Origin of the sequence: Acinetobacter sp. V110_1 (assembly GCF_031798975.1) — a bacterium.
Taxonomy (GTDB): domain Bacteria; phylum Pseudomonadota; class Gammaproteobacteria; order Pseudomonadales; family Moraxellaceae; genus Acinetobacter; species Acinetobacter nosocomialis_A.
This window is the reverse complement of the sequence record NZ_JAVQNN010000012.1, coordinates 286854-312723: the sequence shown is the minus strand read 5'-3', so window position 1 is coordinate 312723 and position 25870 is coordinate 286854. Positions and strand designations below refer to the sequence as shown.

Sequence of the window (25870 nt, the reverse complement as noted above, 5' to 3'; positions counted from 1 at the left end):
TTAATATCTAGATTGCTTATAATTCAGTTTTTAAAAATATTAAAAAATCAATAAGGTATAAAGAAAGACTTAAAAGGTATGGAGTGGCTAAATTATTGATAAAGCAATTTTTATTTGAGTTAAGAAGAACCGTTAAATTAAAAAAGGAAGAGAAAATTCTCTTCCTTTGATTAGTTTTTAGGCTCAGGTGGTGTCATTCCAAACTGTAAATAAGACTGGTTGGTTGCAATGCGACCTCGAGCAGTACGCATGACATAACCTTGTTGAATTAAATAAGGCTCAATCACATCTTCAAGTGTACCGCTATCTTCAGCCATAGCTGCTGCAAGCGCTTCAACTCCAGCAGGGCCACCATCAAAACGCTCGAGTAACATGCTCAAATAACGACGGTCTAGGGTATCTAGGCCAGCTTTATCGACATTAAGCATATCAAGCGCACGTTGTGCCATTTCATGGGTCACTTCACCTGTACCTTTCACTTGTGCGTAGTCACGAACACGTCGTAATAAACGATTGGCAATACGCGGTGTGCCGCGTGAGCGACGAGCTACTTCTTCTGCACCTTCAACTGTAATCGGTACATCCATGAGGTTTGCAGAACGTGACACGATGTGAGTTAAGTCTTCTACAGAGTAGAACTCAAGACGTTGCACAATACCAAAACGGTCACGTAGTGGTGAGGTGAGTAAGCCCGCACGTGTAGTTGCAGCAACTAGGGTAAAAGGCGGTAAATCAAGTTTAATTGAACGAGCAGCAGGGCCTTCACCAATCATGATGTCTAATTGGTAATCTTCCATAGCTGGATACAGAATTTCTTCAATTACTGGTGAAAGACGGTGGATTTCATCAATAAATAAAACGTCACCTTCTTCAAGGTTGGTGAGCATCGCAGCCAAATCACCCGCACGCTCTAATACAGGCCCTGAAGTCGATTTGAGGTTGCCACCCATTTCACGTGCGATAATATTAGCCAGTGTGGTTTTACCTAAACCCGGTGGACCAAAAATCAGTGTGTGGTCGAGCGCTTCACCGCGACCACGCGCAGCGCCAATGAAGATTTCCATTTGCTCGCGTACAACTGGCTGCCCAATATAATCGACAAGTGAAGTTGGTCGAATAGCCCGATCAAAATGATCTTCAGGTTTTTCTGTGCCACTGATTAGACGGTCTTGCATAGGTGTGTTTACTTCATCATTGATTTAAGAGCAGCACGAATAATATCGGCTGATTCAGTGTAATCGGCTTTAACCGCAGCTACAGCTTTTTGTGCTTCAAGTGGCTTATAACCTAAAGATTGTAGCGCTGCTTCTGCTTCTGCAACAGGAGAGTTTGCAGCAAATTGAATTTGAGGCATGGTCGCCGTAGTTGAAGTGCCTTGAGCCAAGGTTTTAAAACGGTCACGAAGTTCAATCATTAAACGTTCAGCTGTTTTTTTACCAACGCCCGGAACTTTGACCAGCGTATTAATATCATCATGTTCAATTGTGTGTACTAGCAATTCAACACTTAAAGTAGAGAGAATACCTAATGCCATTTTCGGACCGACACCATTTACTTTTAATAAGGTGCGGAAAATAGTTTTTTCTTGAGCATCGCTAAAACCGTAGAGCTGCTGTGCATCTTCACGCACAACTAAATGCGTCCATAGCGTAACTTTTTGGCCTTTTTGTAATTGGCAAAATGTTGAAAGTGGCGTATCAATTTCATAACCCACACCATTTACATTGAGTAAGACAGTAGGGGCTTCTAGGGCAAACACTTCGCCAATTAAACATCCGATCATAACGTAATTTCACTTATTCATAACTGTAAATCTGGCCGTTTAACATTAATTGAAAACGACACTGGTTTTATTTCTTTCTATATTAAGCCAGCTTAAAACAGACCTATTTTATTGCCTTGTAACTCTTGCGCCAAGCTATAAGCCTGATGATCTGAGAACTTACTAATAATATCGAGTACCTGCATGATATTGTTGTAGTGATTGTTGCTAAAGCGAGCACCATACAAATGAAGGATGGACATTAAACGTTGTTCTTTAAAACTTAAAGATTTGTGTGGCATGGTTAATGGTACAAATGCATCTAGTATCGTCTGTAAACTTTGATGTGCAATAATTTCTAAACCAGACTTTTGTGGGTGTTCAAAGATTTTTTCACGAGCCAGATTTTTGGCTGTTTCAATCCCTTTAGCAATATCAGGCGAGCAGTATTGTAAAAGGTTACCTTGAAGCTGACCTGTAATAATTTCATACTGATGCTTGGCAAAAGCTGTTGTGACTTCATCGACCAAACGTTTCATAACACGGCCACGTAATGCCGAAATTTTTTGTTGCCATGTACTGCTTGGCTGTGACAACTCTTCGGGTTGACCATAATCTGCAATTAAGTTGAGAAAAATGGGTTCAACTTCTTGGTAATTCAGCATATTTAAAATAATGCCATCTTCTAAATCAATGAGAGCATAACAAATATCATCTGCTGCTTCTAATAAATAGGTGAGTGGATGACGGCAGTAGTGATATTCACCTAATTGAATGAGACCAAGCTGTTCAGCAATTTGCTTTAAAATTTCTTTTTCAGACTGATAGCAACCAAATTTGGCTCGTTGGTGTGATGGACGATCACCTTGAGAAGCTATTGTTTTTGAAAGCCAAGGATACTTTAAATATGCACCTAGGGTCGCGTAAGTTAAACGCATGCCTCCATCGTCTGGATGATAGTCAATACGGGTTAAGAGGCGTAAACCTTGAGCATTACCTTCAAACTGACGTACATCAGCCTCTTCTTCAGGAGTTAATTTTTTTAGAAAATCATTATGTGATGCATCGTCAAACCATTCACGAATAGCATATTCACCAGCATGACCGAAGGGTGGGTTACCAATATCGTGAGCAAGGCAAGCTGCTTGAATAATTGCGCCGACATCGGCAGGAGAAATCCAAACGGGCAATTCATCTTTTATTTTTTCGGCTGCAAGCATACCCATGGAACGGCCAATACAGGAAACCTCAAGGGAGTGAGTTAAACGAGTATGGATACCGTCATGCTGTGCTAGAGGGTGAACTTGAGTTTTACGGTTTAACTGACGAAAACTTTGCGAGAATATAATGCGGTCATAATCTTTATGAAATGGGCTACGAGCCAACTCTGTACTGCTTTTTTTACTGCCTAAACGAACCGCAGAAAGCAGTTCTAACCAACGCATTTGTTCCATTTATCATTATTCAAAACTATAAAGCCTGATCATGCCAAAAAAAACTTAAAAGCACTAGCGTGGTGCGACATGGTTTGTCTTAGTTCAGGTTTTATTATGTTATTGAATAAACATGAAACAATTTATTTTTACCTATAATCCTTAAAAAAATGATTTTGAACAAAAAACACATCACTTCTTGCAGAATTAGGTTACAGAATACTGATTCTACATCTAGCTGATTTTAGCAAGACACAGTAGAATATGCGCTCTCTCTAAAGTCACATTGCGGTAAGGTTCACAAGACCTGCCCGTGGAGCCAAAATCAACATGTTTATCGTGGCCGGTGCAGCAGCACATTCTTCTTTTAAGAAAGCTCAACTATTAACACGTTTATCGTCAATTAGTTCTGTTCAATCTTTTGACAGCCAATGGGTCTATTTGTTTGATCAAGCGCTCAACGAGCAGCAACATCAATCTGCTTTGCAATTATTAAATGACGGTGAGTCTTTTGAACTTCGTCAACCTGCAAGTGATGAGATTCAGATTTTAGTAACACCACGTGTGGGTACTATTTCACCTTGGTCTTCTAAAGCAACTGATATTTTCAAGAACTGTAATACGCCAGTTCACCGATTAGAACGTGGTCTTTTATTTACCTTAAAAGGTGTTTCTGAAATTTCTAATGAAGTAAAACAAGTACTTCATGACCGTATGACAGAAACTGTTTTTGCTCAAATTGATGATGCAAAAGCGCTCTTTTCAGAAACAGCTCCAAAACCTTTAAACTCAATTGATATCTTGGGTGAAGGTAAAGAAGCTTTAGTAAAAGCCAACAACGAATTTGGTTTTGCGTTATCTGAACAAGAAATTGATTATTTAACTGAAGCGTTCACTCGACTTGGCCGTAATCCAAATGACATCGAGTTAATGATGTTTGCACAAGCAAACTCTGAACACTGTCGTCATAAAATTTTCGGTTCTGAATGGACAATTGATGGTGAAAAACAACCATTATCATTGTTCCAAATGATTAAAAATACTTATAAAGAATCACCAACTGATGTGTTATCAGCATACAAAGATAACGCTTCTGTAATTGTTGGTTATGACACTATGCGTTTTTATCCAAAAGCAGATGAAAACGGTCATTTTGTTTATAAGTATAAGAGCCAAGCCGCTCATATTTTAATGAAGGTTGAAACTCACAACCACCCAACAGCAATTTCTCCATTTGCTGGTGCTGCTACTGGTTCAGGCGGTGAAATCCGTGATGAAGGTGCAACTGGTCGTGGTGGTAAACCAAAAGCTGGTTTAACAGGCTTTACAGTTTCTAACTTAAATATTCCTGGTTTTGAACAACCTTGGGAAGAAAACTACGGTAAACCTTCACGTATGGCATCGCCATTACAAATTATGATTGAAGGTCCATTAGGTGGCGCGGCATTTAACAACGAATTCGGTCGTCCTGCTTTAAATGGTTATTTCCGTACTTTCGAACAAAACGTAAATGGTGAAGTGAAGGGCTTCCATAAGCCAATCATGATCGCTGGTGGTTACGGTAACATTCGTCCTGACCATGTAGAAAAAGATGCGATTCAACCAGGTGACTTGCTCATTGTATTGGGTGGCCCTGCAATGTTAATCGGCCTTGGTGGCGGTGCAGCATCTTCTGTAGACAGCGGTACAATGGGTGAAAGCCTTGATTTCGCTTCTGTACAGCGTGAAAACCCAGAAATGGAGCGCCGTTGTCAAGAAGTGATCGATACATGCTGGCGCTTAGAAGACTTCAACCCAATCGTTTCTGTACACGACGTTGGTGCGGGTGGTCTATCAAATGCAATGCCTGAACTTGTAAATGACCATGAGTTAGGTGCAGTTCTTAATCTTCGTAAGATTCCTTCATTAGAACCGGGCATGAGCCCAATGGAAATCTGGTCAAACGAAGCACAAGAGCGTTATGTTCTTGCAATTCGTCCAGAGTCTTTAGAACAGTTCGAAGCAATCTGTGCTCGTGAACGTTGTCCATTTGCCGTGTTAGGTGAAGCAACTGAAGCACGTCATTTAACTGTTGAAGATCCATTGTTCCAAAACAATGCAGTTGATATCCCAATGCAAGTGATGCTTGGTGGTACACCGCGTATGCAACGTTCTTATGAAACAATTGAACGTAAAGGCAACGAATTTGACGCTTCAAAAGTTGATTTGAAAGATGCGATTTTCCGTGTATTGAAAAATCCTACAGTTGCCTCTAAGTCATTCTTAATCACTATTGGTGACCGTTCAATTACTGGTATGGTTGCACGTGACCAAATGGTTGGTCGTTGGCAGATTCCTGTTGCGGATGCAGCAGTAACAACTACAAGCCTACAAGGCTTCACTGGTGAAGCAATGGCAATGGGTGAGCGTCCACCAGTTGCATTGCTAAATCCAGCAGCGTCTGCTCGTTTGGCAGTTGCTGAAGCAATTACTAATATTGCATGTGCAAACATTGAACAAATTAGCGATATCAAACTTTCTGCAAACTGGATGGCTGCTGCTGGTCAAAAAGGTGAAGACCAAGCATTGTTTGAAGGTGTGAAAGCGATTGGTATGGAAATGTGTCCTGCTTTGGGAATTGCAATTCCTGTAGGTAAAGACTCACTTTCAATGCGTACCACTTGGAACGACAACGGCGAAGATAAAGCTGTAACATCTCCAATGACTGGTGTAATTACTGCATTTGCTCCAGTAGCTGATGTTCGTAAGACTTTAACGCCTGAACTTAAGAATTTAGAAGATTCAGTACTTGTTCGTATTGATTTATCTAAAGGTCAGTTCCGTTTAGGTGGTTCGATTCTTGCTCAAGTATATAAAGCAATTGGTTCAATCACTCCAGATGTCGATAGTTTTGATGATTTCAAAGCGTTCTTTGCTTTAATTCAAGACTGGAATAACCGTGGTTTGATTCAAGCTTACCATGACATCGGTGATGGTGGTTTACTCGCAACTGTAGCTGAAATGATGTTTGCTTCACGTCTAGGTGTGGCATTAGAAAACCAAACTACTGCGGGCTTATTTGCAGAAGAAATTGGTGCAGTAGTTCAAATCAAAGCAGCTGATTGGGAAGCTTTACAAGCAGAAGTTGCTGCTTCTAGCTTGAAAGATGCAATTGCGGTAGTTGGTCGCGTAAATAACACCGATCAATTATCTGTAAATGGCTTAACACTAGAGCGTGCAGAGTTACAACAGGCTTGGTCTGAAGTATCTCATCAGATCCAACGTTTACGTGATAACGTTGAAACTGCTGATCAAGAATTTGCTTTAATTACTGATAAATCACATCAAGGTTTAATTGCAAAACCTACATTTGATTTAAATGAACCTATTGAAGCACCGTATATTAATAGCCGTCGTCCTAATATGGCAATCTTGCGTGAGCAAGGTGTAAATGGTCATATTGAAATGGCTGCAGCTTTTGACAAAGTTGGCTTTAATACGATTGACGTACACATGAGCGACTTACTCGCTGGTCGTGTAAGCCTAAGTGATTTCGAAGGTTTAGTGACTTGTGGTGGTTTCTCTTACGGTGACGTAATGGGTGCAGGCGGTGGCTGGGCAAAATCAGTTCTGTTCAATGCGAAGTTACGTGATCAGTTTGAACAATTCTTCCACCGTGAAGGTACGTTTAGCTTAGGTATCTGTAATGGTTGCCAAATGTTGTCACAATTAGCACCGCTTATTCCGGGTGCTGAACACTGGCCACGTTTCCACCGCAATATGTCAGAAGTTTTTGAAGCGCGTAGCGTAAACGTTCGTGTTGAAAAATCTGTTTCTGTATTACTTGATGGTATGGAAGGTTCGATTTTACCAATTGCTGTTGCACATGGTGAAGGTCGTGCAGTTGCGAGTGAAACTGATATTGCAAACTTAAATGCAGCTAATCAAGTTGCGTTGCGTTATGTTGATAGTCACGGTAACCCGACTCAACATTATCCGTTGAATCCGAACGGTTCGCCGGAAGCGATTACTGGTGTAACCTCTAAAGATGGTCGTGCAACGATTATGATGCCGCACCCAGAGCGTACTTTCCGTGCAATTCAACACTCTTGGAGTCCAGAAGAGTGGACTGAAGACGGTGCATGGTTACGTATGTTCCGTAACGCTCGTAAGTTTATTGGTTAATATAAAAAGTGAAATAAGCCACCGAAAGGTGGCTTATTTGTATGTAGTACAATGTGAGTAGAATAAATAGTAGAGAAGAAAAATGAAATCAAAAATCCATTTCCGTGAGTTTGCACTTCTGATGGCATTACTCATGTCTATTGTTTCTTTTTCAATAGATGCTGTCTTACCTGCTTTAGGTGAGATTGGACGAGTTTTTGACTTAAAGAATAATAATCAAACACAGTGGGTCATTATTGGTATTTTTTCCGGTATGACAATAGGGCAACTTATTGCTGGACCACTATCTGATGCGATCGGTCGTAAGCGCATTTTATTTGCTGGGATCATCATTTACTTTTTGGGAAGTTTATTGTGCTTTACCACACAAAGTTTTGAATGGTTTTTAGTAGGGCGCTTTATTCAAGGTATTGGGGTTTCTGGACCTTACGTTGCCTCTATTTCGATTGTGCGAGATAAATACAGCGGTGCTCAAATGGCCCGTATTATGTCCTTAATCATGATGGTATTTATGGTCGCTCCAGCGATTGCACCAAGTCTGGGACAGCTTATTATTCATTTCTTTGGTTGGCGTGATATTTTCGTTTTATATATGGTCTATGCCACAGTCGTTGGGGCATGGGTCGCTTTACGATTAGAAGAAACGTTACTGCCAGAAAATCGTTTACCTATGCGTTTACAAGCATTTCAAGAGGGCTTTAAAGAAGTCGTAAGTAATAAAACCACCATGAGTTATTTACTATGTGCAGGCTTTTGCTTTGGTGGATTTATCGGCTATTTGGGAACTTCTCAACAAATTTTTATGCAGCAGTTTGGTAAAACAGGACAAGAATTTAGTGCTTACTTTGCTGTGCTTGCGGGTGTGATGGGAATTGCTTCATTTACCAACTCTAAAATTGTGATGAAGTTTGGTATGCGTCCAATTTGTATTTATGGCTTTCTAGGTTTGTGCTTAATTTCTTTGGTTTTCTTAGGAATTCAACTTTTAGGCGTGGCTGTGTCATTCTGGATGTTTATGCTTTATGCCTGTATTCTGTTTTTATTATTTGGAACTTTATTTGGTAACTTAAATGCGATTGCAATGGAGCCAATGGGGCATGTTGCTGGTATGGCTTCGGCCATTATTGGTGCAGCGGCCTCCGTTTTGTCACTTATTCTTGCCTCTATTATTGGGCAATTATATGACGGGACATTAATACCAATGACCTGTGGTTTTGTCATTTTGTGTGGTTTGGCTTTCGCTATGACAATATATGAGAATAGATATTTAAAGAAATCGGATGCTTAAAATTATAGGGATGAAGATAAATTACTGAATTTTCAAATTTCTTCAAACTAATAGTTGCGTATAGATTGTTGAAGCTCTTGAAGCATTTAAAAAAACGTATAAGAGTATAGACAGCTTACTATTTAACCCCTTATGCTTTATTTGAGGTTGGTTCAATTTTTGCTTTCTCTGTAACAACGATAAAAATCGGAGATCAAAATGATGAAAAACAAAAATCATATAGGAACGATGTCTACAAAGGACAGAGGTTGGCGCTTATTTGGCTTGGCGCTTGCTATTCAAATTCTTTTTATTGGAGCAAATTATTTGGCACTGATGAGCTGACTTTGATTTAGAAGCTTTTTTAACGGTATGATTTAAAGCAAGTCCAATAGTTTTGAGTCATTCTACTCATGTTAAAGTTGATTTATTACGTACCTGAGTCACATCTTGAGTCGACTAAACAGTCCATATTTACTGCTGGAGCAGGGGGTATAGGTAACTATGAACACTGCGCATGGCAAGTCAAAGGGATAGGGCAGTTTAAACCAGTCAAAGGCGCTGATCCTTATATTGGAGAGTTGGGTGAACTCGAACAAGTTGAAGAATGGCGCGTTGAAACAATTGTACTTGAAGAAAAGGCAAGTGAGGTTGCGAAAGCATTAAAGGCAAGCCATCCTTACGAAGAGCCTGCCTTTGAATTTATCCAAATTTTGGATATTAGTTAAATTGTGAGAAATCTGGTTTACGTTTTTGCATAAATGCCTGTACAGCTTCTAGCATTTCAGGTGATTGAACGCGTTGCATAAAAATTTCAGCTTCATGATCAATACATGCAATGATCTTATCCAGATCATGCTTCATTAATGCTTTTGTTTGTTTTAGTGAAGCAAGCGGTAATGCTGTTAAGTGCTGAGCAGTTGCCTGAGCGGATGCATAAGAATCTTCAACGACTTCATTCACTAAGCCTGCTTGTAGAGCAGTTTCTGCATTGAATTTTTTTGCAGTAAACAGTAATTCAGCTGCTTTGTGATAACCTGCTTGCTTAACCAATAATTGACTTGCACCACCTTCAGGGGAAAGACCAAGACTTACAAATGGAATTTGGAATAGGGCAGTGTTGTCAGCAAAAACCAAGTCTGCATGTAATAAAATCGTAACACCAATACCAATTGCTACACCTTTTACTGCGATAATAAGTGGCTTTGATAATCTGGCAGCAGATTTAAGGAGTACAAATGGAGGAACTTGACCTGCTGGACCTGCATTAGGATTTTGTACAAAACCCATAAAGTCTTTCATGTCATTACCAGCGGTAAAATCTTGCTCTACACCGCGTAAAACGACTACTCGGACATCTTTATTTTGGTCAGCTTCATCAAGCGCTTGAGCAATCCATAAGTAAAGTTCGCCATATAATGCATTTTTTGCTTCTGGGCGATTTATGGCTAAGGTGAGTACGCCACCTTCTAAATTTGCTTGTAAATGTTGATGAGGTTGTTGAATACAGCTAAGTGTCATCGTACTATCCTTGCTTTAAACCACGTTGTTGATTTTTAGGTTCTCATTATGGCGCATATTTTTTGTAATAAGCGTAACTGGTGAGTTCATAAAAAGTGAAAAACTCATTATGTATACATTTGACTATCTTGTTTTTATAGGGCGTTTTCAACCATTTCATTTGGCTCATATGCAGACAATTGAAATTGCTTTGCAGCAAAGCCATTATGTCGTTTTAGCATTAGGCTCTGCTCAAATGGAGCGCAATATCAAGAATCCGTTCTTAGCAGTAGAGCGCGAGCAAATGATCTTGTCAAATTTTTCACCGGATGAGCAAAAGCGTATTCGATTTGTGCATGTCGTCGATGTTTATAATGATGAGAAGTGGGTAAAACAAGTCAAATCACTGGTAAATAATGTAATAGAACCGAATTCAAAAGTTGGTCTGATTGGGCATTTTAAGGATGAGTCATCTTATTATTTAAGGTTATTTCCAGAATGGATTATGGTTGAGCTGGATAGCTTAAAAGACTCTATTTCAGCAACGCCAATGCGTGAAGCTTATTATCGTGGGGAAATCCAAACGGAATTTTTTCCTGTAGGAACGATTAAGTTTTTAGATGAATTTAAAGAAACTGAAATTTATGCTGAATTACAACGCAAATATCTCATAGATGATAAAAGTAATTTAAATTAAATCAGTTTGTGGCTTTAATTCTTGAATCAAGAAATCGATAAACACACGAATATGAAAAGATTCGTGTTTTTTGAGTGGGTAGAGTAGAGAAAACGGACGTGAAGTTCCTGAAAGTTTTGTAAGAACCTCAAGCAATTCTCCATTTTTAAGCTCTTTTTCTACTATAAAACGGTAGGTTTGTAATAATCCTGCACTATGTTTTGCTAAGGTGACAGTACCTAAAATATCATCTAAACAACGAATCTTACCTGTGCTTTGATATTCAATAGTTTGATGATTTGAATTGAATAACCAAGGCACATTTTTTCCTGTACTAGGTAACACAAATTGAATGCATTGATGATGCTGTAAATCGTCAAGGGTCTGCGGTGTGCCGAAATTTTTTAAGTATTCTGGTGAAGCCACCACAATTAGCTCAGCTTGTTCAAGCTGACGTGCAATCAAATTCGAATCAGCAAATTGTCGTCCACGAATTGCTAAGTCATATCCTTCTGCAATAAAGTCCACATTTTTATTGGTGAGTTGAACATCAACTTCGATGGCAGGATATTGTCGTGAGAATTTTGCTAATAATGGCAATATTCGGTAATGCCCATAAGGTGTTGGTACGCTGATGCGAATCAAACCTGAGGGTTGTTGCTTTTGGTTTTTAAGTTGTTGCTCAGCTTCTAAAATTTGATTTAATGCTTGTTTACATTCCTCAAAATACATTTTTCCTTGTGGTGTCAAACGTACTTGTCGAGTCGTTCTCATAAAAAGTGGTGTTGCTAAATGTTTTTCTAATCGGGCAATTGAACGGCTTACCGCTGCTGGACTAACACCTGCATGAAGTGCTGCTTTGGAAAAGCTTTCGTTTTCTGCGACTAAGCAAAATAGCTCTACGCTACTAAACATCATTCTTTTTAGCTGTTGAGCCATTTATTACACCATGTAAAAAATGATTTGAGTTCCGAGCTATTTAAGCACATATAAGTAAACAATAAGATGATTTTCATACCTTGTATGGAGTTATTTTATGAAACTATTTTATTCACCAAATGCCTGTTCTTTAGCGCCACATATTGTTTTAAGAGAGCTGGGATTTGCATTTGAATTAATCAAAGTCGATTTACACCAGCATTTAACAGAAAAGGGTGAAGACTTTTACCAACTTAATAAAAAAGGACAAGTACCTTTATTACAGCTTGATGATGGTTCATTGTTAACGGAAGGCGCTGTAATTAGCCAATTTCTTGTTGACCAATCGTCACGAAAAGATTTATTAGCTGAAATAAATACCACCGATCGTTACAAGACTCTCTCATGGATGAATTTTATTGCTTCTGAAATTCATAAAGCGTATTCGCCATTTTTCAATGACTCTTATAATGAACAATTCAAAAGTGTATATAGCATCATCCTCAATAAACACTATTCACAGATTGATGAACAATTAAAGGGGCAAAATTATTTAACAGGAAACAACTTTACGATTGCTGATATTTATCTTTTTGTTGTTACTCGCTGGGCTGATTTTATTGGGCTTGATCTAAAGCACTTTATGCATTTAGCAAGTTTTATGCAGAGAATTGCCGAGCGTCAAACCGTTCAAGATTCTATTGCAGCAGAATCTCCTTGTTATTAAAGAAAATTATAAAAGGAGGTGAGTATGCCTTATATCTTAATTCAAATTACTAAAGAAAATGTCTCGCTACAGCAGAAACAACAGTTAATTCGAGAAGCAACGGAGCTTATGGTTCGCATACTTGATAAAGATCCGGCTACTACATTTGTGGTCATTAATGAAGTTGAAACCGATAACTGGGGTGTTGCAGGTGAAACTGTTTCTGAGATACGAAAAAGACAAAGTTTGAGTACTTAAAATGCAAAATAATCCGATTACTGAGATTCAGAAACAACTAGAGCAATATTTTGATGGTTTGTATTTTTGTGATGTGCAACTTCTAAATAATGTTTTTCACCCTAATGCTATATATATCAATGTAACCGAGCAACCCGTACTACAGCTTAGTATGGTCGAATATTTTCCGATTGTTGCGAGTCGGATTTCTCCAGCTTCAAAGCGACAAACACGACAGGATAAAATCAGATCAATCAATTTGATTCATGAACGGTTGGCGCTAGTACATGTTGAATGCGTTATACATCCTAAATATTTTTATGATGCTCTCACATTTGTGTTCGAAGATGGGAAATGGAAGATCATATCGAAAGTATTCCATTATCAAATATTAGCGGACTGAATGATTAAGCATCTGCCCAAAAAATAATACGGTTGGAAAAAGGATCGGTGATGCTGAGTTCAAGTGTTTCCCAATCTGTTTTTTCAACCTGAGGTTTAGAAAATTTATAATCTTTTTGACTGAGTTCACTATGTAATTCATAAATATGTTCCCAATAAATACGGATTGCACTATGAGGACTCGCATCTCCAAAATGCTCAGAGAGATGAATGATGCAATCATCTTTGGAGATTTGTAAATACAACGGGAAGTTATCTTCAAATTGGTGTTGCCAATCAAGCTGAAAGCCTAAGAAATCAAGATAAAATGATTGAGCTAACGCGACATCAAAAATTCTTAAAATAGGGGTGATTGAACCAGATTGCATCTTTTTTCCTTTTAACGTGTACCAAATTGTTGTGTCCAGTAACTCTTTTGTTTAGCGGACTGATCCGAAGCACAAGCGATTGCATAAGTTGTAAACTTAGGGTTCATTAGGTTACTACAATGTAGAGGGCTTGCTAGCCATTTTGTCATTACTTCATTTAAAGTTTTCTGCCCACTCGCGACATTCTCACCGTTGGCTTTACTAAGCGTATTGTAAAGTTTTAAACGTGATTTTAAGTCTAGACCCGTTGAGCTAACATGACTCAAAAAGTTATGTGTCGCCATATCTTCGCTATGAGAAAGTGCGCCTTTATATAAATTATTATTCCAACTTAAAGGTTGAGCGGCAGAAAAATATTGCTGACCGCACTGGCGTGATTGCTGGCGAATTTGATTAATTGTATTAAGAATAGCTTGTTGATAGGCAGGGTTTTGTAAATCTTGGCAGCTTATTTCTATAGATGATTTTTGAACTTGTGGGGTAGATGAGTTAAGGGGAGGAGGTCTGCTTGATGAGTTAACGGAGCAAGCAGCAATAACAAGGCTAGAAGGTAATAAAGTACAAACTTTTAGTAGATTCATCGCTATGCCATTATTCGAATTATTTTAATATTTTTATCATACGCCAAATTAAAATGAATGAGCAATTTATGTGCGTGTAAAAAAGCGAGTATTAAACTCGCTTTTGATTACATAAGTTTATTAAGCTGATTGCAATGCTTTTAAGTCGTCTAGAACTTGTTCTGCATGGCCGGCAGCTTTTACTTTACGGTAGCTTTTAACTAAAGTTTTGTTATGGAAAATGAAAGTAGAGCGCTCAATACCCATTACTTTTTTTCCATACATATTCTTTTCTTTAATCACATCAAAGTGATTACAGAGCACTTCTTCTTTATCACTAATGAGATCAATGGTTAGTGCTTGCTTTTCTGTAAAGTTTTGATGGGCTTTTACAGAGTCGCGCGAAACACCGTAAATACGAGCACCTAAAGTATCAAACTGGTCTTTTAAACAAGAAAAACCGACAGCTTGTGTAGTACAGCCTGGAGTTGAATCTTTAGGGTAGAAGTAAATAATCAGCCATTCATTGTCGACTTCAGCTAAATTAACTTCGCCGTGTGTAGTTGGGAAAACCTGATTTGGCAGTTGAATATTTTCAGACATTTCTTATCCTTTAAAAGTTAAATTTGATCTAATTCAAGTGGTAGAAAAGCATATTCTTCATGATAAACAATATCGAGTTTTCTTACAGGAATAGCTTTGTTAAAAATTGGACCATCAATGACAGTGGTATGAAATTCACCGCCTTCACCGCATGGATCAATGCCACGGTTCTCAAGCTCTTGGATATATTCTAAAGATAGAACTTGACCTAAATCTTCTACTTTCATTCCTAGTTTAAGATTAACAGTGACAATTACACTTTTAAATCCAAGTTGAATGAACTCTTCAACCACTTCACGATGCGGACGCAGCCAGAGTGGCATGCCTAATTTAAGCCCCACTGTTTGAGTGACACGGTCATGCCAACAACCATGTTCAGGCATATCTAAATCACCTGTAACCAGTACTTCGGCACCTTTTTGTTTAGCTTCACTCAATAAGCTAATGAATTTAGTTTCATAGTCATTCCAACTAGACGAAGCCATAAATACAGGTAAGCCAATTGCTTGTGCTTGCGCCTGAATAATATCAAGTGGCATCGCATGTGAACGAGAGCGTTGACCATGCTCTTCTAACATAACGATTAAACCAATTACCTTGCCAGTTTTCATAGCATGGTAGAGAGCAAGAGAACTGTCTTTGCCTCCACTAAATGAGACAATAGATCGTTTATCTGTTGCGTTGGTTTTCCATTGTTCTTGCATGGTTTATTTCGAATGATGAGATCAGTTTCATTTTAGCAGAGCTATAAAAAAGCCTGCATAAATGCAGGCTTAATTTGGAGCAACAAAAGCTTATTTTTTAGGAGCTTGTTGTTGAGCTGCTTTCATTGCTTCTTCAGTTAATTTTTCAAGCTTAGTTGTTAACTGAGGACCGAAACATGCTTTAAGGTCACGGTTTTGTTGTTGTACAAAAGCTAAAGAGCTTGGGCTTTTCTTCGCATTGATTGCACTTTGGATTTCCCATTTTTGTGCTTCAGTCACTTTACCTTGAGCATCAACTTGGCAGCTACAGAATTTGCTAACTTCAGCTGAACTTAATTTACCGCCTTTTGCAGTTTGGTCTTTACAAACGTTGATTAATGCACCTTTAACGTTAGTGCTTTTATATGCTGCTTGAACTGGGTTTTCAGCTGCTTGAGCAGAACCAGCCATAAGTGCAGCTGCTGAGAATAAAGATGAAAGAATAAGATTTGATTTTAACAACTTCATAAATTTTACCTACTTATTGCGGTATATAGCGTGTTGGATCGGTAACGCCGGCATCGATAAAGCCTTCTTTACGCAAACGGCAACTGTCACACTTGCCACACGCACGTCCTTGAGCATCTGCTTGGTAGCAAGATACCGTTTGGCTATAGTCTACGCCATGTTCAATCCCTAAACGTATAATATTCGCTTTGGATAAATGTAACAGGGGTGTTTCAAATTTAAGTGGTTTTCCTTCAACGCCAGCTTTGGTCGCTAAACGAGCCATATTGGCAAAAGCATCAATAAATTCTGGGCGACAATCAGGATATCCTGAATAATCAACAGCATTGATACCAATCACAATCGCTTCAGCATTGAATACTTCAGCCGCAGCTAAGGCATATGAAAGGAAAATTGTGTTACGTGCTGGTACATAAGTTACAGGAATGCCTTCTTGTAATTGTTCTGGTACAGCAATGTTATGGTCTGTAAGTGCAGATCCACCTAAATTGGCTAAATCGATATTGATTACACGATGTTCAACACCTGCACGCTGAGCTAATGCTTTGGCTGCATCAAGTTCAGTGGTTGAGCGTTGACCATACATAAAGCTAATAGCGATACATTCATAGCGCGCTTGTGCCCAAGCTAGGCAAGTGGTTGAGTCTAAGCCGCCTGAAAGTAAAACAATGGCACGAGGGCGCATATTTTTCTCCATATTCGGAATGATTTATTTTATTGAACGATTAACGACCTGACTCATCATTCCAGAGCAGTTTATGTAACTGTAGCTGGAAACGTACAGGCAGTTTATCGTCCAGTATCCACTGTGCCAGATCACGTGCTAAACGTGGCAGGCCAACAGCACCTTTTTCAACTGCAAAGGCAGGGGAGAACCAAACGGTACTGACTTTGGTCTGCAGTTGATATTGTTCAACTTGTTGTTTTGACCATTCATAGTCTTCACGATTACAAATCACAAATTTGATTTGGTCATGTGAAGTTAAGTAGTCAAGATTACTGATGAGATTACGGTGTTCTTCACCAGAAGTTGGAGTCTTTAAATCGAGAACTTTAGAAACACGTGGGTCCACTTTTGATACATCAAGAGCGCCACTGGTTTCTAAAGAAACGTCAAAGCCAGCATCACATAAACGTTGTAATAAAATTAAGCAATTTGGCTGTGCTAGGGGTTCACCACCAGTCACACAAATATAAGGCGTTTGATATTTTTCAGCCGTTTCAATAATGTGCTCGAGTGATAAACGCTCGCCACCTTCAAAAGAATAGGTGGTATCACAATATGTACAACGTAAAGGACAGCCTGTGAGACGAATAAATACAGTCGGTAAACCAGAGGCATTTGCTTCACCCTGCAACGAGTAAAAAATCTCGGTAATGCGTAAACCAGACGCAGGGTCAGAGACAGGAATTGCAGAGGAACGTAAGGAAGCCATTCTAGAAATACCACACTATATAAAAAATAAAATCTCTACGATCAGTTTGATCGTAGAGATGAGGAGCGATTAAAGCTCCGCAAGAGAGTTATAACAAATTAGTCAGCGCGTAACAAATCGTTCAAACTTGTTTTTGCACGTGTTTGTGCATCAACTTTTTTCACGATAATTGCAGCGTATAAGCTGTATTTACCGTCAGCAGATGGGATGTTACCTGGTACAACAACTGAACCAGCAGGAACACGACCATAATGGATTTCGCCAGTTTCACGGTCATAAATTTTGGTTGATTGACCAATGAAGACACCCATTGAAATGACTGAACCTTCTTCAACAATAACGCCTTCAACGATTTCAGAACGCGCACCGATAAAGCAGTTGTCTTCAATAATAGTTGGGTTAGCTTGTAATGGCTCTAAAACACCACCGATACCAACACCACCAGACAAGTGAACGTTTTTACCGATTTGAGCGCATGAACCTACAGTTGCCCATGTATCAACCATTGTGCCTTCATCTACATAAGCACCAATGTTGACATAAGATGGCATTAACACCACATTTTTAGCTTGGAAACTACCACGACGAGCCACAGCAGGAGGAACAACACGAACACCTGCAGCTTTAAATTGCTCTTCAGTCCAACCAGAGAATTTAGTTTCAACTTTGTCGTAGAAACGAAGATCACATGACTCGATTGGTTTATTATCATTTAGTTTAAATGATAATAAAACAGCTTTTTTTAACCATTGATGAACAACCCATTCACCATTGATTTTTTCTGCAACACGAAGTGTACCGTTATCTAATCCAGCAATTGCTTCTTCAACAGCTTGGCGAATTTCGCTTGAGCAATCTGCTGCAGTAAAGTTTGCGCGGTCTTCAAATGCTTGCTCAATGATCGTAGAAAGCTGAGACATGATCTTCCTTCCATAAAAAATTTTAAAGATTTTACACTAATTTGTGACAAGAATCTTTGAAAAAACGTGTTACGTTTAAAGCGAGAGTTAAAGTGGAAAAGCTTATTAGATAATCAAGTGTTTTTTACACAAAAATGATTTGAAAATAAAAATTTAACTCAATTTGTATCAAAAAATAACAGAAATCTAGCAGTTTTTGTATAAAAAAGAATCTATGCTCTTGAATATAATTTTTGTCACAAGCTGAATAAATTAAAAACAGAGCCTTTTCTTGAGGAGAAAACGATGAAAGTATTACGTGTTTTAGTGACAACTACAGCTTTACTTGCTGCTAGTGCTGCAATGGCAGATGAAGCTGTTGTTCATGACAGTTATGCATTCGATAAAAACCAATTAATTCCAGTGGGCGCTCGTGCTGAAGTTGGTACTACAGGCTACGGTGGTGCTTTATTATGGCAAGCAAACCCATACGTTGGTTTAGCATTGGGTTATAACGGTGGTGATATTTCTTGGTCTGATGATGTAAAAGTCAATGGTTCAACATATGACCTTGATATGGATAATAACAACGTTTATTTAAATGCTGAAATTCGTCCATGGGGTGCAAGTACTAACCGTTGGGCTCAAGGCTTATATGTAGCTGCTGGGGCGGCTTACCTTGATAACGATTATGATTTAACTCGTAACGTTGATGCGACTCGTTCATTCCGTGTAAATAACCAAGACTTTATTGCGGGTGCCGATGGTGTAAAAATTAATGGTCAAATGTCATATAAAAATGATATTGCTCCATACGTAGGTTTTGGTTTTGCACCTAAAATCAATAAAAACTGGGGTGTATTTGGTGAAGTAGGCGCTTATTATACTGGTAACCCAACAGTTAAGCTTGTTTCAACAGGTTCAGCAGTTACGACTGGTGACCAATCACTTGAAGAAGCAGTAAATGCGGAAGCTCGTAAAATTGCTAACGATGACAAATACAAATGGTTACCAGTGGGTAAAGTTGGTGTGAACTTCTTCTGGTAAGATCCTAAAGAAAAAACGAGCTTCGGCTCGTTTTTTTTGTATTTAATAAAATAAATAAAAGAGCTATTTAGCTCTTTTATTCTGTTCTTAATTTTTATTCATCTGGATAAGCAATTTTTTTCAATGCTTTAATGTCGGCATCAGGTGAGCATAAAGAAATAAACTCATAACCGTAACCACGTAAGAGATGACCTTTACGAACAGCAATCCATGTGGTGTTAACACCAAAGATATCAGTTTTAATTTGCTTTAAACGATAGTCACGTTCTGCATCGTAAGCAACATCGTTGACAATTCCGACGCCCATACCAAGTTCTACATACGTTTTAATAACATCAGCATCAAGAGCAGACATTACGATATCAGCATCGATTTGAGCATCTTCAAATGCTTTATCGATTTTAGAACGACCTGTAAAACCACCGTGATAAGTAATCAGTGGATATTCAGATAAAGCGTCAAGATCAATCTTATCTAGTTTGGCAAGTGGGTGTTCTTGCGGTGTAATAATACTGTGCTGCCATTGATAGTAGGGAATGCTTGCTAAGTTTTCTTCAGTTGTTAAAGATTCTGTCGCAATACCAATATCGGCTTCACCTTGTAAAAGCATCTCTGCAATTTCTACAGGGCTGGCTTGTTGCAAAATCAAATGTACTTTAGGGAACAGCTTTTTAAATTGATTGACGATCGGTGGTAGTACATAACGTGCTTGAGTATGCGTTGTCGCAATTGTTAACGTACCTTCATCTACTTTATTAAAGTCATCGGCAAGACGTTTAATATTTTCAGCATCTACAAGCATACGCTCCACAATGCTAAGTAGCGACTGGCCCGGTTCAGTTAAACCAAGTAAACGTTTACCTTTACGAACGAAAAGTTGTACACCTAATTCATCTTCTAAATCTTTAATATGTTTACTTACACCTGATTGAGAGGTGTATAACGCGGCAGATGCTTCCGTTAAATTAAAGTTTTGGCGTACTGTTTCTCGGATAATTCTTAATTGTTGAAAGTTCATTTACACTTTTCCTCGAAAGAGGTGAGGAACGGCTTTAAATTCCGCGAGATGGCTCCTCACCAAATAATTCCTTAAGCAACTTGATCTGCAAATAGATGAAGTTGAGATGCACTCACCCAAACAGTTTGATTTGGTTTAAATGCATGTTGTTTTGCAGCTTCACTGCTCAGAGCAATCTCAATTAAACGTCCATTACGATCTTGTAATTCCGCCACTACTTTTCCAGCAATCCAGACCTCACGTACAAAAGTTGCTTCAATTGTATTTGCCTGTGGTTGCGAATGAATATGTAACTCATCCGGGCGTGCAAAAGCAATCACTTTTCCTTGCGGTGCCTGAACTGTAGTCGGTAATTCGATACGATCATTGCCAATACGGATAATACCGCCGGCATGTTCACCTTCAAAACGATTTGCTTGACCCAAGAAATCAAATACAAATGGTGTTGCAGGTTTTTCGTAGACTTCACGTGGTGAACCAATTTGTTCGACGTTACCTTTATTCATCACAATAATCTGGTCAGCCACTTCAAGAGCTTCTTCTTGGTCATGGGTTACGAAAATTGAAGTGATATGCAATTCGTCATGCAAGTTGCGTAACCAGCGACGTAATTCTTTACGGACTTTGGCATCCAGTGCGCCAAATGGTTCATCGAGCAATAGCACACGAGGCTCTACAGCGAGTGCTCGAGCTAAAGCAATACGTTGACGTTGACCACCAGAAAGCTGAGCAGGGTAGCGGTCTGCTAAAAAGCCCAGTTGAACTAGGTCAAGCAGACGAGTAACACGTTTTTTAATCTCAGCTTCCGAAGGACGGGTTGCACGAGGGCGAACACGTAAACCAAAAGCAATATTGTCAAATACAGTCATATGACGGAATAAAGCATAGTGCTGAAATACAAAGCCAACTTGACGCTCGCGAACATGGACATTGGTTGCATCTTCGCCTTCAAGTAACACTTGACCGCCATCGGCTGACTCTAAGCCAGCAATAATACGAAGTAGTGTCGTTTTACCGCAGCCAGATGGTCCGAGTAGCGCAACCAGTTCACCCTCTGGAAAATCTAGGGAAATATTTTTAAGCGCATGGAATGCACCAAAGTGTTTTTCAATATTCTTAACTTGAATACTCATGATTTCATTCCTTACGAATCAGTTGAATGCGGTTCTGGTTTGTCTTGATGTAGTTCTAACCAAGTTTTCAATACCAGTGTTAATAAGGCTAAGAAAGCAAGTAATGAGGACACGGCAAAGGCTGCACTAAAGGTGTACTCGTTATATAAAATTTCAACATGAAGTGGCAGGGTATTGGTTTCACCACGGATGTGGCCAGAAACTACCGATACTGCACCGAACTCACCCATTGCACGCGCGTTACATAAAATCACGCCGTAAATTAAACCCCACTTAATGTTAGGCAGAGTGACTTTCCAAAAGGTTTGCCAGCCTGAGGCACCAAGTACAATCGCAGCTTCTTCTTCTTCTGTTCCTTGAGCTTCCATAAGAGGAATTAACTCACGTGCAACAAAGGGAACGGTAATAAAGATGGTCGCTAAAACAATTCCGGGCACGGCATATAAAATCTTAATGTCATGGTCCATTAACCAGCCGCCTAACCAACCTTGAGCACCAAAAATCAGTACAATCATTAAACCTGCAATAACAGGTGAAACTGAAAAAGGCATATCAATAATAGTGGTTAAAATTGCTTTGCCTTTAAACTGGAACTTGGAAACAGCCCATGCAGCGGCAACACCAAATATCACGTTAATCGGTACGGCAATCGCTGCGGTGAGTAATGTTAATTTCACCGCTGACAACGTATCTGGATCAATTAAAGCCTGAACATAGACTTCAAGGCCTTGTTTAAACGCTTCAACAAAAACCAGAATAAGAGGCAGCATTAAGCAACTAAGAAAGAAAATCAGTGCAACAGTAATGAGCGTATAACGTACCCAAGTCGGTTCACGAGTCGCATCACGGGACTGTAGCTTCAAAGCAAGTGCATTGCTGTCGGTATGTAGGTTCATGTGATATTTCTCCCTGTACGACGGTTTGCCCAGGCTTGCAGTAAATTAATAGCAAATAAAATAATGAAAGAGAGAACTAACATGACCGCTGCAATGGTGGTTGCACCTGCATAGTCATATTCTTCAAGGCGAGAAATAATCATGAGCGGGGCAATTTCTGTTTTAAACGGCTGGTTACCTGCGATGAAAATTACAGAACCATATTCACCCACGCCACGAGCAAATGCTAAAGCAAAGCCTGTAAATAGAGCAGGTAGTAATATTGGCAAAATAATTTTAGTAATCGTCTGCCAGCGATTTGCTCCAAGTGCAGAAGCAGCTTCTTCAAGCTCGGTTTCGATATCGCTTAGTACGGGTTGAACAGTTCGAACAATAAAAGGAATACCAATAAATACTAAAGCTAGCGTAATCCCGATCGGTGTATAAGCAACATGAATACCGAGTGGTTCTAAATATTGACCAATCCAGCCTGTAGGGGCATAAAGCGAAGTAAGCGCAATACCTGCAACTGCTGTTGGAAGTGCAAAAGGTAAGTCTACTAAAGCATCAACCAGACGTTTTCCGGGAAAGTTATAACGGACAAGGCACCAAGCTAAAAGTAGTCCGAAAACAACATTAATAAACGCTGCAATTAAAGCTGAACTAAAGCTGAGTTGAAGCGATTTTAAAATACGTTCAGAGGTTAAAATTTCCCATAGTCCGTCCCATCCGATTCCAAATGATTTGATAAAGACTGCGGCTAATGGAATAAGCACAATAAAAGAAACGTAGGCGAGGGTGAAGCCCAATGATAGACCAAACCCAGGCAGCACTCGGGATCGCTGCGACATGATATTTCCTCAAAGAGAAAAGCCTGCTGAAACCAGTAAGCGAATAAATAAAGATAAACGGTGCGGTATAAAGCTGGGTATTAAGCAAATTTCAAAGAGAAATGTGTCTTTACCGGATCAATAGATGAGTGGCTACACATCGAGTCTTCAGGAAGTAGATAGTTCAGTAAATCAGGGAATGGGCCAAAACCAGAAGCAACATTAATATGACCGACTTGGCCAAGATTAATTGGGTTTAATTGCCACGCTTTAGCAAGTTGTAAAGCATCAAAAAAATCTAACCAAGGATCATTTTCACTAATCAGTAGCGTTGTAGGCACATTAATTTTTAACTGATGAAAATAATCTTTGTAGTCAGTCAAGCTATGGCGGGCAAAACCAGCTTCACCAAAACGTGCCGGATTTGCAGGAGCAACCAAAATTAGTTTTTTAACTTGCGCTTGTAACTCAGGATGCTCAGCCAAAGCAGCAACACTTGTTAAGCAACCGAAACTATGCGCAACAATTTGCACAGGTGCTTGTACTGCTTGAACAGTTTTAACAAATTGCTCAATCCATTCACTTAATACGGGTCTATCCCAGTTTTTTTGCTCAACACGAGAACTAGACACGAGTTGACGCTGCAACCAAGATTGCCAATGTTGATGTTCACTTCCACCTACACCTGGAACAATTACAGAGTGAGTCATGTCTGTTCTCCTTATCGTTAGTACAAAGAATTACTTCTCTGCACTATTGATTTTCACGATTTGATCGAAAACACCACCATTATCAAAGTGTTGTTTTTGCACTTTTGTCCAACCGCCAAACTCTTTATCAATTGTTACGAGTTTCAATGGCTTAAATACATTGCTGTATTTTTTGAGTACAGCTGCATTACGAGGGCGGTAGAAGTTACGTGCTGCAATTTCTTGGCCAGCAGGTGAGTACAAGTAGTTAAGGTAACCTTTAGCGATGGTGAGATTGCCTTTTTTGGCAGCGTTTTTCTCAACAACAGCAACTGGTGGTTCAGCTAAAATCGAAAGAGACGGGGTAATAATTTCAAATTTGCCCGGTTGCTCGCGAACAGCTAAGTGAGCTTCATTTTCCCAAGCGAGTAATACGTCACCAATGCCACGTTCAGCAAAAGTCGTGGTTGCACCGCGTGCACCCGAATCTAGAACTTTAGTGTGCTTATAAATTTGGCGGACATACTCTTGTGCTTTAGCATCGTTACCATCTGGTTGATGTTTTGCCCAAGCCCAAGCTGCAAGGTAGTTCCAGCGAGCACCGCCAGAAGTTTTCGGATTTGGTGTAATAATTTCTACACCTGGTTTGATTAAGTCACCCCAGTCTTTAATTTGTTTAGGGTTACCCTTACGTACCAAAAACACGATTGTTGATGTGTATGGTGTGGAGTTTTGTGGCAACTTCTTCTGCCAATCAGTTGGAAGCAATTTTGCTTTTTCTGCAATTTCATCGATATCAGCTGCAAGAGCTAATGTCACAACGTCAGCATTTAAGCCATCAATCACTGCACGAGCCTGTTTACCAGAACCGCCGTGTGATTGTTTAAACTGAATATCTTGTCCAGTACGCTGTTTCCAGTAAGTACCAAACTGTTTATTAAAGTCTGTATATAACTCGCGAGTTGGATCATAAGAAACGTTTAAGAATTCTTGAGCTGCAAATGATGAAACAGAAAGAAGAGCAGCAATAACCCCGACTTTTAATTGAGAAAAACGCATGAGATAACCCCTCAAAAATACGAAATGTTCAAAACATGAACGCAGAATAGCGCTAGTCTTTATTCTAAAAAAATAATAAAAAACGAATTTAATATGAAAAATATAGAAATATAAAAAATGGATAAGCTATTCTTAAATCTTGATATATAACAAGTTTCAAAAGTCCTGATTAAATCGGTATAATTTTTTAAAATCAGTCATTTATTAATTAAATGAAAGGTGTTGTATTGTTGGGCGGTTTTTTAAGAAAGGACGGATTAAGCATGTGGTGTTTTAAAAATGGGCAACCTGTTGAAACCATTCCGTTACTAGACCGAGCATTTCATTATGGAGATGGATGTTTTACCACAATTCGTGTTTTTCAAAATAAGATTGAGCTTAAAGCACGTCACTCGGAACGTCTAAAACTTGCCTGTCAAAAACTAGCTTTAACTGCAAACTTTGACTTCATTGAACAGAGTTTACAGCATCTATATAAACAAAACCTTGTACTCAATGGCACTTTAAAAATTGTAATTAGCCGTGGTGAAGGTGACCGTGGTTATAGTTTGCCAAAGCATGAAGCTGATATTTATGTCTGGTTCTATCCAAAAGCATTGGAGCAATTCCGACCAGACTTTATTGAGTGTGGGGTTTTAAATCAGGCCTTGGGTTTAACCATGCCGAGTTTAGTTGGACTTAAATCTTTAAACCGTCTTGAACAGGTACTGCTAAAAAAAGAAGCAGATCAACAAGGCTGGGCAGAAGCATTAGTATCTGATGTACAAGGTTATATTGTTGAAGGGGTAAGCAGTAATTGTTTTATTCGTTTAAATGATAGATGGATTACACCGGAACTTCGCTATAATGGCGTCCACGGTGTGATGCGTGCAGAAATTTTGGCGCGTATGCAGCACCATGGAATTGCCTGCGAAGTCAGAATAATTGAGCTAGATGAAGTACCACAAATACAGAGTCTATTCTTTTGTAATGCTTTACATCCAATGCGAGTGGTTACTCAAATCGGTGAACAAACTCTAGATTCACAGGCGTGCCTAAATTTATTTCATACTCTTAACTTGAATCAGATTCATTAAT

General features: G+C 39.2%; 29 protein-coding genes. 10 read left to right on the top strand and 19 right to left on the bottom strand.

The features are described 5' to 3' along the window. Positions 1-170: 170 nt before the first annotated feature. From ruvB to RMA95_RS01920, 3 genes are all read right to left on the bottom strand, one after another. Positions 171-1175 (bottom strand): Holliday junction branch migration DNA helicase RuvB, encoded by a 1005-nt coding sequence (gene ruvB, locus RMA95_RS01930; RefSeq protein ID WP_311069434.1) that lies wholly within the window; start codon positions 1173-1175, stop codon positions 171-173. 8 nt (positions 1176-1183) lie between these two features. After that, positions 1184-1783, bottom strand: a complete 600-nt coding sequence (ruvA, locus tag RMA95_RS01925; RefSeq protein ID WP_016140261.1) for a Holliday junction branch migration protein RuvA — start codon at positions 1781-1783, stop codon at positions 1184-1186. A gap of 92 nt (positions 1784-1875) precedes the next feature. Further along, on the bottom strand, positions 1876-3216 hold the full coding sequence (locus RMA95_RS01920; protein WP_311069433.1) for a deoxyguanosinetriphosphate triphosphohydrolase: 1341 nt from the start codon (positions 3214-3216) through the stop codon (positions 1876-1878). Between the two features lie 309 nt (positions 3217-3525). Between RMA95_RS01920 and purL the strand changes: the two genes are divergently transcribed. From purL to RMA95_RS01900, 4 genes are all read left to right on the top strand, one after another. Then, on the top strand, positions 3526-7359 hold the full coding sequence (purL, locus tag RMA95_RS01915) for a phosphoribosylformylglycinamidine synthase (RefSeq protein ID WP_311069432.1): 3834 nt from the start codon (positions 3526-3528) through the stop codon (positions 7357-7359). Between the two features lie 82 nt (positions 7360-7441). Then, complete coding sequence (locus RMA95_RS01910) at positions 7442-8647, top strand: multidrug effflux MFS transporter (RefSeq protein ID WP_311069431.1); 1206 nt, start codon at positions 7442-7444, stop codon at positions 8645-8647. 198 nt (positions 8648-8845) lie between these two features. Continuing rightward, positions 8846-8971 (top strand): KGW motif small protein, encoded by a 126-nt coding sequence (locus RMA95_RS01905; protein ID WP_311069430.1) that lies wholly within the window; start codon positions 8846-8848, stop codon positions 8969-8971. 68 nt (positions 8972-9039) lie between these two features. Further along, the gene (locus RMA95_RS01900; protein WP_311069429.1) at positions 9040-9354 is read left to right on the top strand and encodes an NGG1p interacting factor NIF3; all 315 of its coding nucleotides are present in this window, start codon (positions 9040-9042) and stop codon (positions 9352-9354) included. Here the strand turns inward: RMA95_RS01900 and RMA95_RS01895 are convergent. Beyond that, positions 9347-10147 carry an enoyl-CoA hydratase gene (locus RMA95_RS01895; RefSeq protein WP_311069428.1) on the bottom strand — a complete coding sequence of 267 codons (801 nt, stop codon included), beginning with the start codon at positions 10145-10147 and terminating at the stop codon, positions 9347-9349. The genes RMA95_RS01900 and RMA95_RS01895 overlap by 8 nt on opposite strands. A gap of 109 nt (positions 10148-10256) precedes the next feature. On the opposite strand from RMA95_RS01895, the gene RMA95_RS01890 reads away from it, so the two are divergent. Then, the gene (locus RMA95_RS01890) at positions 10257-10823 is read left to right on the top strand and encodes a nicotinate-nicotinamide nucleotide adenylyltransferase (RefSeq protein ID WP_311069427.1); all 567 of its coding nucleotides are present in this window, start codon (positions 10257-10259) and stop codon (positions 10821-10823) included. Here RMA95_RS01890 and RMA95_RS01885 read toward each other — a convergent pair. Beyond that, the gene (locus RMA95_RS01885; protein ID WP_200027199.1) at positions 10815-11741 is read right to left on the bottom strand and encodes a LysR family transcriptional regulator; all 927 of its coding nucleotides are present in this window, start codon (positions 11739-11741) and stop codon (positions 10815-10817) included. The genes RMA95_RS01890 and RMA95_RS01885 overlap by 9 nt on opposite strands. Positions 11742-11838: 97 nt before the next feature. On the opposite strand from RMA95_RS01885, the gene gstA reads away from it, so the two are divergent. The 3 genes from gstA to RMA95_RS01870 are packed head-to-tail and all read left to right on the top strand — an operon-like array spanning position 11839 to position 13066. Then, entirely contained in the window at positions 11839-12447 is a 609-nt protein-coding gene (gene gstA / locus RMA95_RS01880; RefSeq protein ID WP_263614369.1) for a glutathione transferase GstA, read from the top strand. A 24-nt stretch (positions 12448-12471) separates the two neighbouring features. Then, positions 12472-12684, top strand: a complete 213-nt coding sequence (locus RMA95_RS01875; RefSeq protein ID WP_263614368.1) for a 4-oxalocrotonate tautomerase family protein — start codon at positions 12472-12474, stop codon at positions 12682-12684. Between the two features lies 1 nt (position 12685). Further along, complete coding sequence (locus tag RMA95_RS01870) at positions 12686-13066, top strand: nuclear transport factor 2 family protein (protein WP_263614367.1); 381 nt, start codon at positions 12686-12688, stop codon at positions 13064-13066. A gap of 4 nt (positions 13067-13070) precedes the next feature. On the opposite strand, the gene RMA95_RS01865 is transcribed toward RMA95_RS01870, so the two are convergent. From RMA95_RS01865 to dapD, 8 genes are all read right to left on the bottom strand, one after another. Then, positions 13071-13433: a glyoxalase superfamily protein gene (locus RMA95_RS01865; RefSeq protein ID WP_004699925.1), complete on the bottom strand. Its 363-nt coding sequence runs from the start codon at positions 13431-13433 to the stop codon at positions 13071-13073. Between the two features lie 11 nt (positions 13434-13444). After that, positions 13445-14014 carry a CAP domain-containing protein gene (locus tag RMA95_RS01860; protein ID WP_263614366.1) on the bottom strand — a complete coding sequence of 190 codons (570 nt, stop codon included), beginning with the start codon at positions 14012-14014 and terminating at the stop codon, positions 13445-13447. 120 nt (positions 14015-14134) lie between these two features. After that, positions 14135-14596 carry a peroxiredoxin gene (locus RMA95_RS01855; RefSeq protein ID WP_263614365.1) on the bottom strand — a complete coding sequence of 154 codons (462 nt, stop codon included), beginning with the start codon at positions 14594-14596 and terminating at the stop codon, positions 14135-14137. Positions 14597-14613: 17 nt separating this feature from the next. Next, entirely contained in the window at positions 14614-15300 is a 687-nt protein-coding gene (locus RMA95_RS01850; RefSeq protein ID WP_311069426.1) for a diphthine--ammonia ligase, read from the bottom strand. A 90-nt stretch (positions 15301-15390) separates the two neighbouring features. Beyond that, complete coding sequence (locus RMA95_RS01845) at positions 15391-15807, bottom strand: hypothetical protein (RefSeq protein WP_263614363.1); 417 nt, start codon at positions 15805-15807, stop codon at positions 15391-15393. A gap of 13 nt (positions 15808-15820) precedes the next feature. After that, positions 15821-16492, bottom strand: a complete 672-nt coding sequence (gene queC / locus RMA95_RS01840) for a 7-cyano-7-deazaguanine synthase QueC (RefSeq protein ID WP_001247780.1) — start codon at positions 16490-16492, stop codon at positions 15821-15823. Positions 16493-16532: 40 nt separating this feature from the next. Continuing rightward, positions 16533-17243 carry a 7-carboxy-7-deazaguanine synthase QueE gene (queE, locus tag RMA95_RS01835; RefSeq protein ID WP_311069425.1) on the bottom strand — a complete coding sequence of 237 codons (711 nt, stop codon included), beginning with the start codon at positions 17241-17243 and terminating at the stop codon, positions 16533-16535. Between the two features lie 98 nt (positions 17244-17341). Further along, complete coding sequence (gene dapD / locus RMA95_RS01830) at positions 17342-18163, bottom strand: 2,3,4,5-tetrahydropyridine-2,6-dicarboxylate N-succinyltransferase (protein ID WP_002052807.1); 822 nt, start codon at positions 18161-18163, stop codon at positions 17342-17344. A gap of 285 nt (positions 18164-18448) precedes the next feature. Here dapD and carO point away from each other — a divergent pair, with 285 nt between their 5' ends. Then, complete coding sequence (gene carO / locus RMA95_RS01825) at positions 18449-19189, top strand: ornithine uptake porin CarO type 3 (RefSeq protein ID WP_311069424.1); 741 nt, start codon at positions 18449-18451, stop codon at positions 19187-19189. Positions 19190-19283: 94 nt separating this feature from the next. On the opposite strand, the gene RMA95_RS01820 is transcribed toward carO, so the two are convergent. The 6 genes from RMA95_RS01820 to RMA95_RS01795 all read right to left on the bottom strand — a co-directional run bounded on the left by RMA95_RS01820 (position 19284) and on the right by RMA95_RS01795 (position 24793). After that, positions 19284-20207, bottom strand: a complete 924-nt coding sequence (locus RMA95_RS01820) for a CysB family HTH-type transcriptional regulator (protein WP_263614360.1) — start codon at positions 20205-20207, stop codon at positions 19284-19286. A gap of 71 nt (positions 20208-20278) precedes the next feature. Then, positions 20279-21340, bottom strand: coding sequence for a sulfate/molybdate ABC transporter ATP-binding protein (locus tag RMA95_RS01815; RefSeq protein ID WP_002052588.1), 1062 nt, complete (start codon positions 21338-21340; stop codon positions 20279-20281). Positions 21341-21351: 11 nt separating this feature from the next. Next, on the bottom strand, positions 21352-22236 hold the full coding sequence (cysW, locus tag RMA95_RS01810) for a sulfate ABC transporter permease subunit CysW (RefSeq protein ID WP_002052783.1): 885 nt from the start codon (positions 22234-22236) through the stop codon (positions 21352-21354). Further along, a complete protein-coding gene (gene cysT, locus RMA95_RS01805; RefSeq protein WP_191011998.1) occupies positions 22233-23066 on the bottom strand; it encodes a sulfate ABC transporter permease subunit CysT in 834 nt (277 codons plus the stop codon). The genes cysW and cysT overlap by 4 nt, the downstream gene beginning before the upstream one ends. A gap of 80 nt (positions 23067-23146) precedes the next feature. After that, on the bottom strand, positions 23147-23755 hold the full coding sequence (locus tag RMA95_RS01800) for an alpha/beta hydrolase (protein WP_263614358.1): 609 nt from the start codon (positions 23753-23755) through the stop codon (positions 23147-23149). A 30-nt stretch (positions 23756-23785) separates the two neighbouring features. Next, positions 23786-24793, bottom strand: a complete 1008-nt coding sequence (locus tag RMA95_RS01795) for a sulfate ABC transporter substrate-binding protein (protein ID WP_311069423.1) — start codon at positions 24791-24793, stop codon at positions 23786-23788. A 263-nt stretch (positions 24794-25056) separates the two neighbouring features. On the opposite strand from RMA95_RS01795, the gene pabC reads away from it, so the two are divergent. Then, the gene (pabC, locus tag RMA95_RS01790; RefSeq protein WP_311069422.1) at positions 25057-25869 is read left to right on the top strand and encodes an aminodeoxychorismate lyase; all 813 of its coding nucleotides are present in this window, start codon (positions 25057-25059) and stop codon (positions 25867-25869) included. The last annotated feature ends 1 nt before the right edge of the window (position 25870 follow it).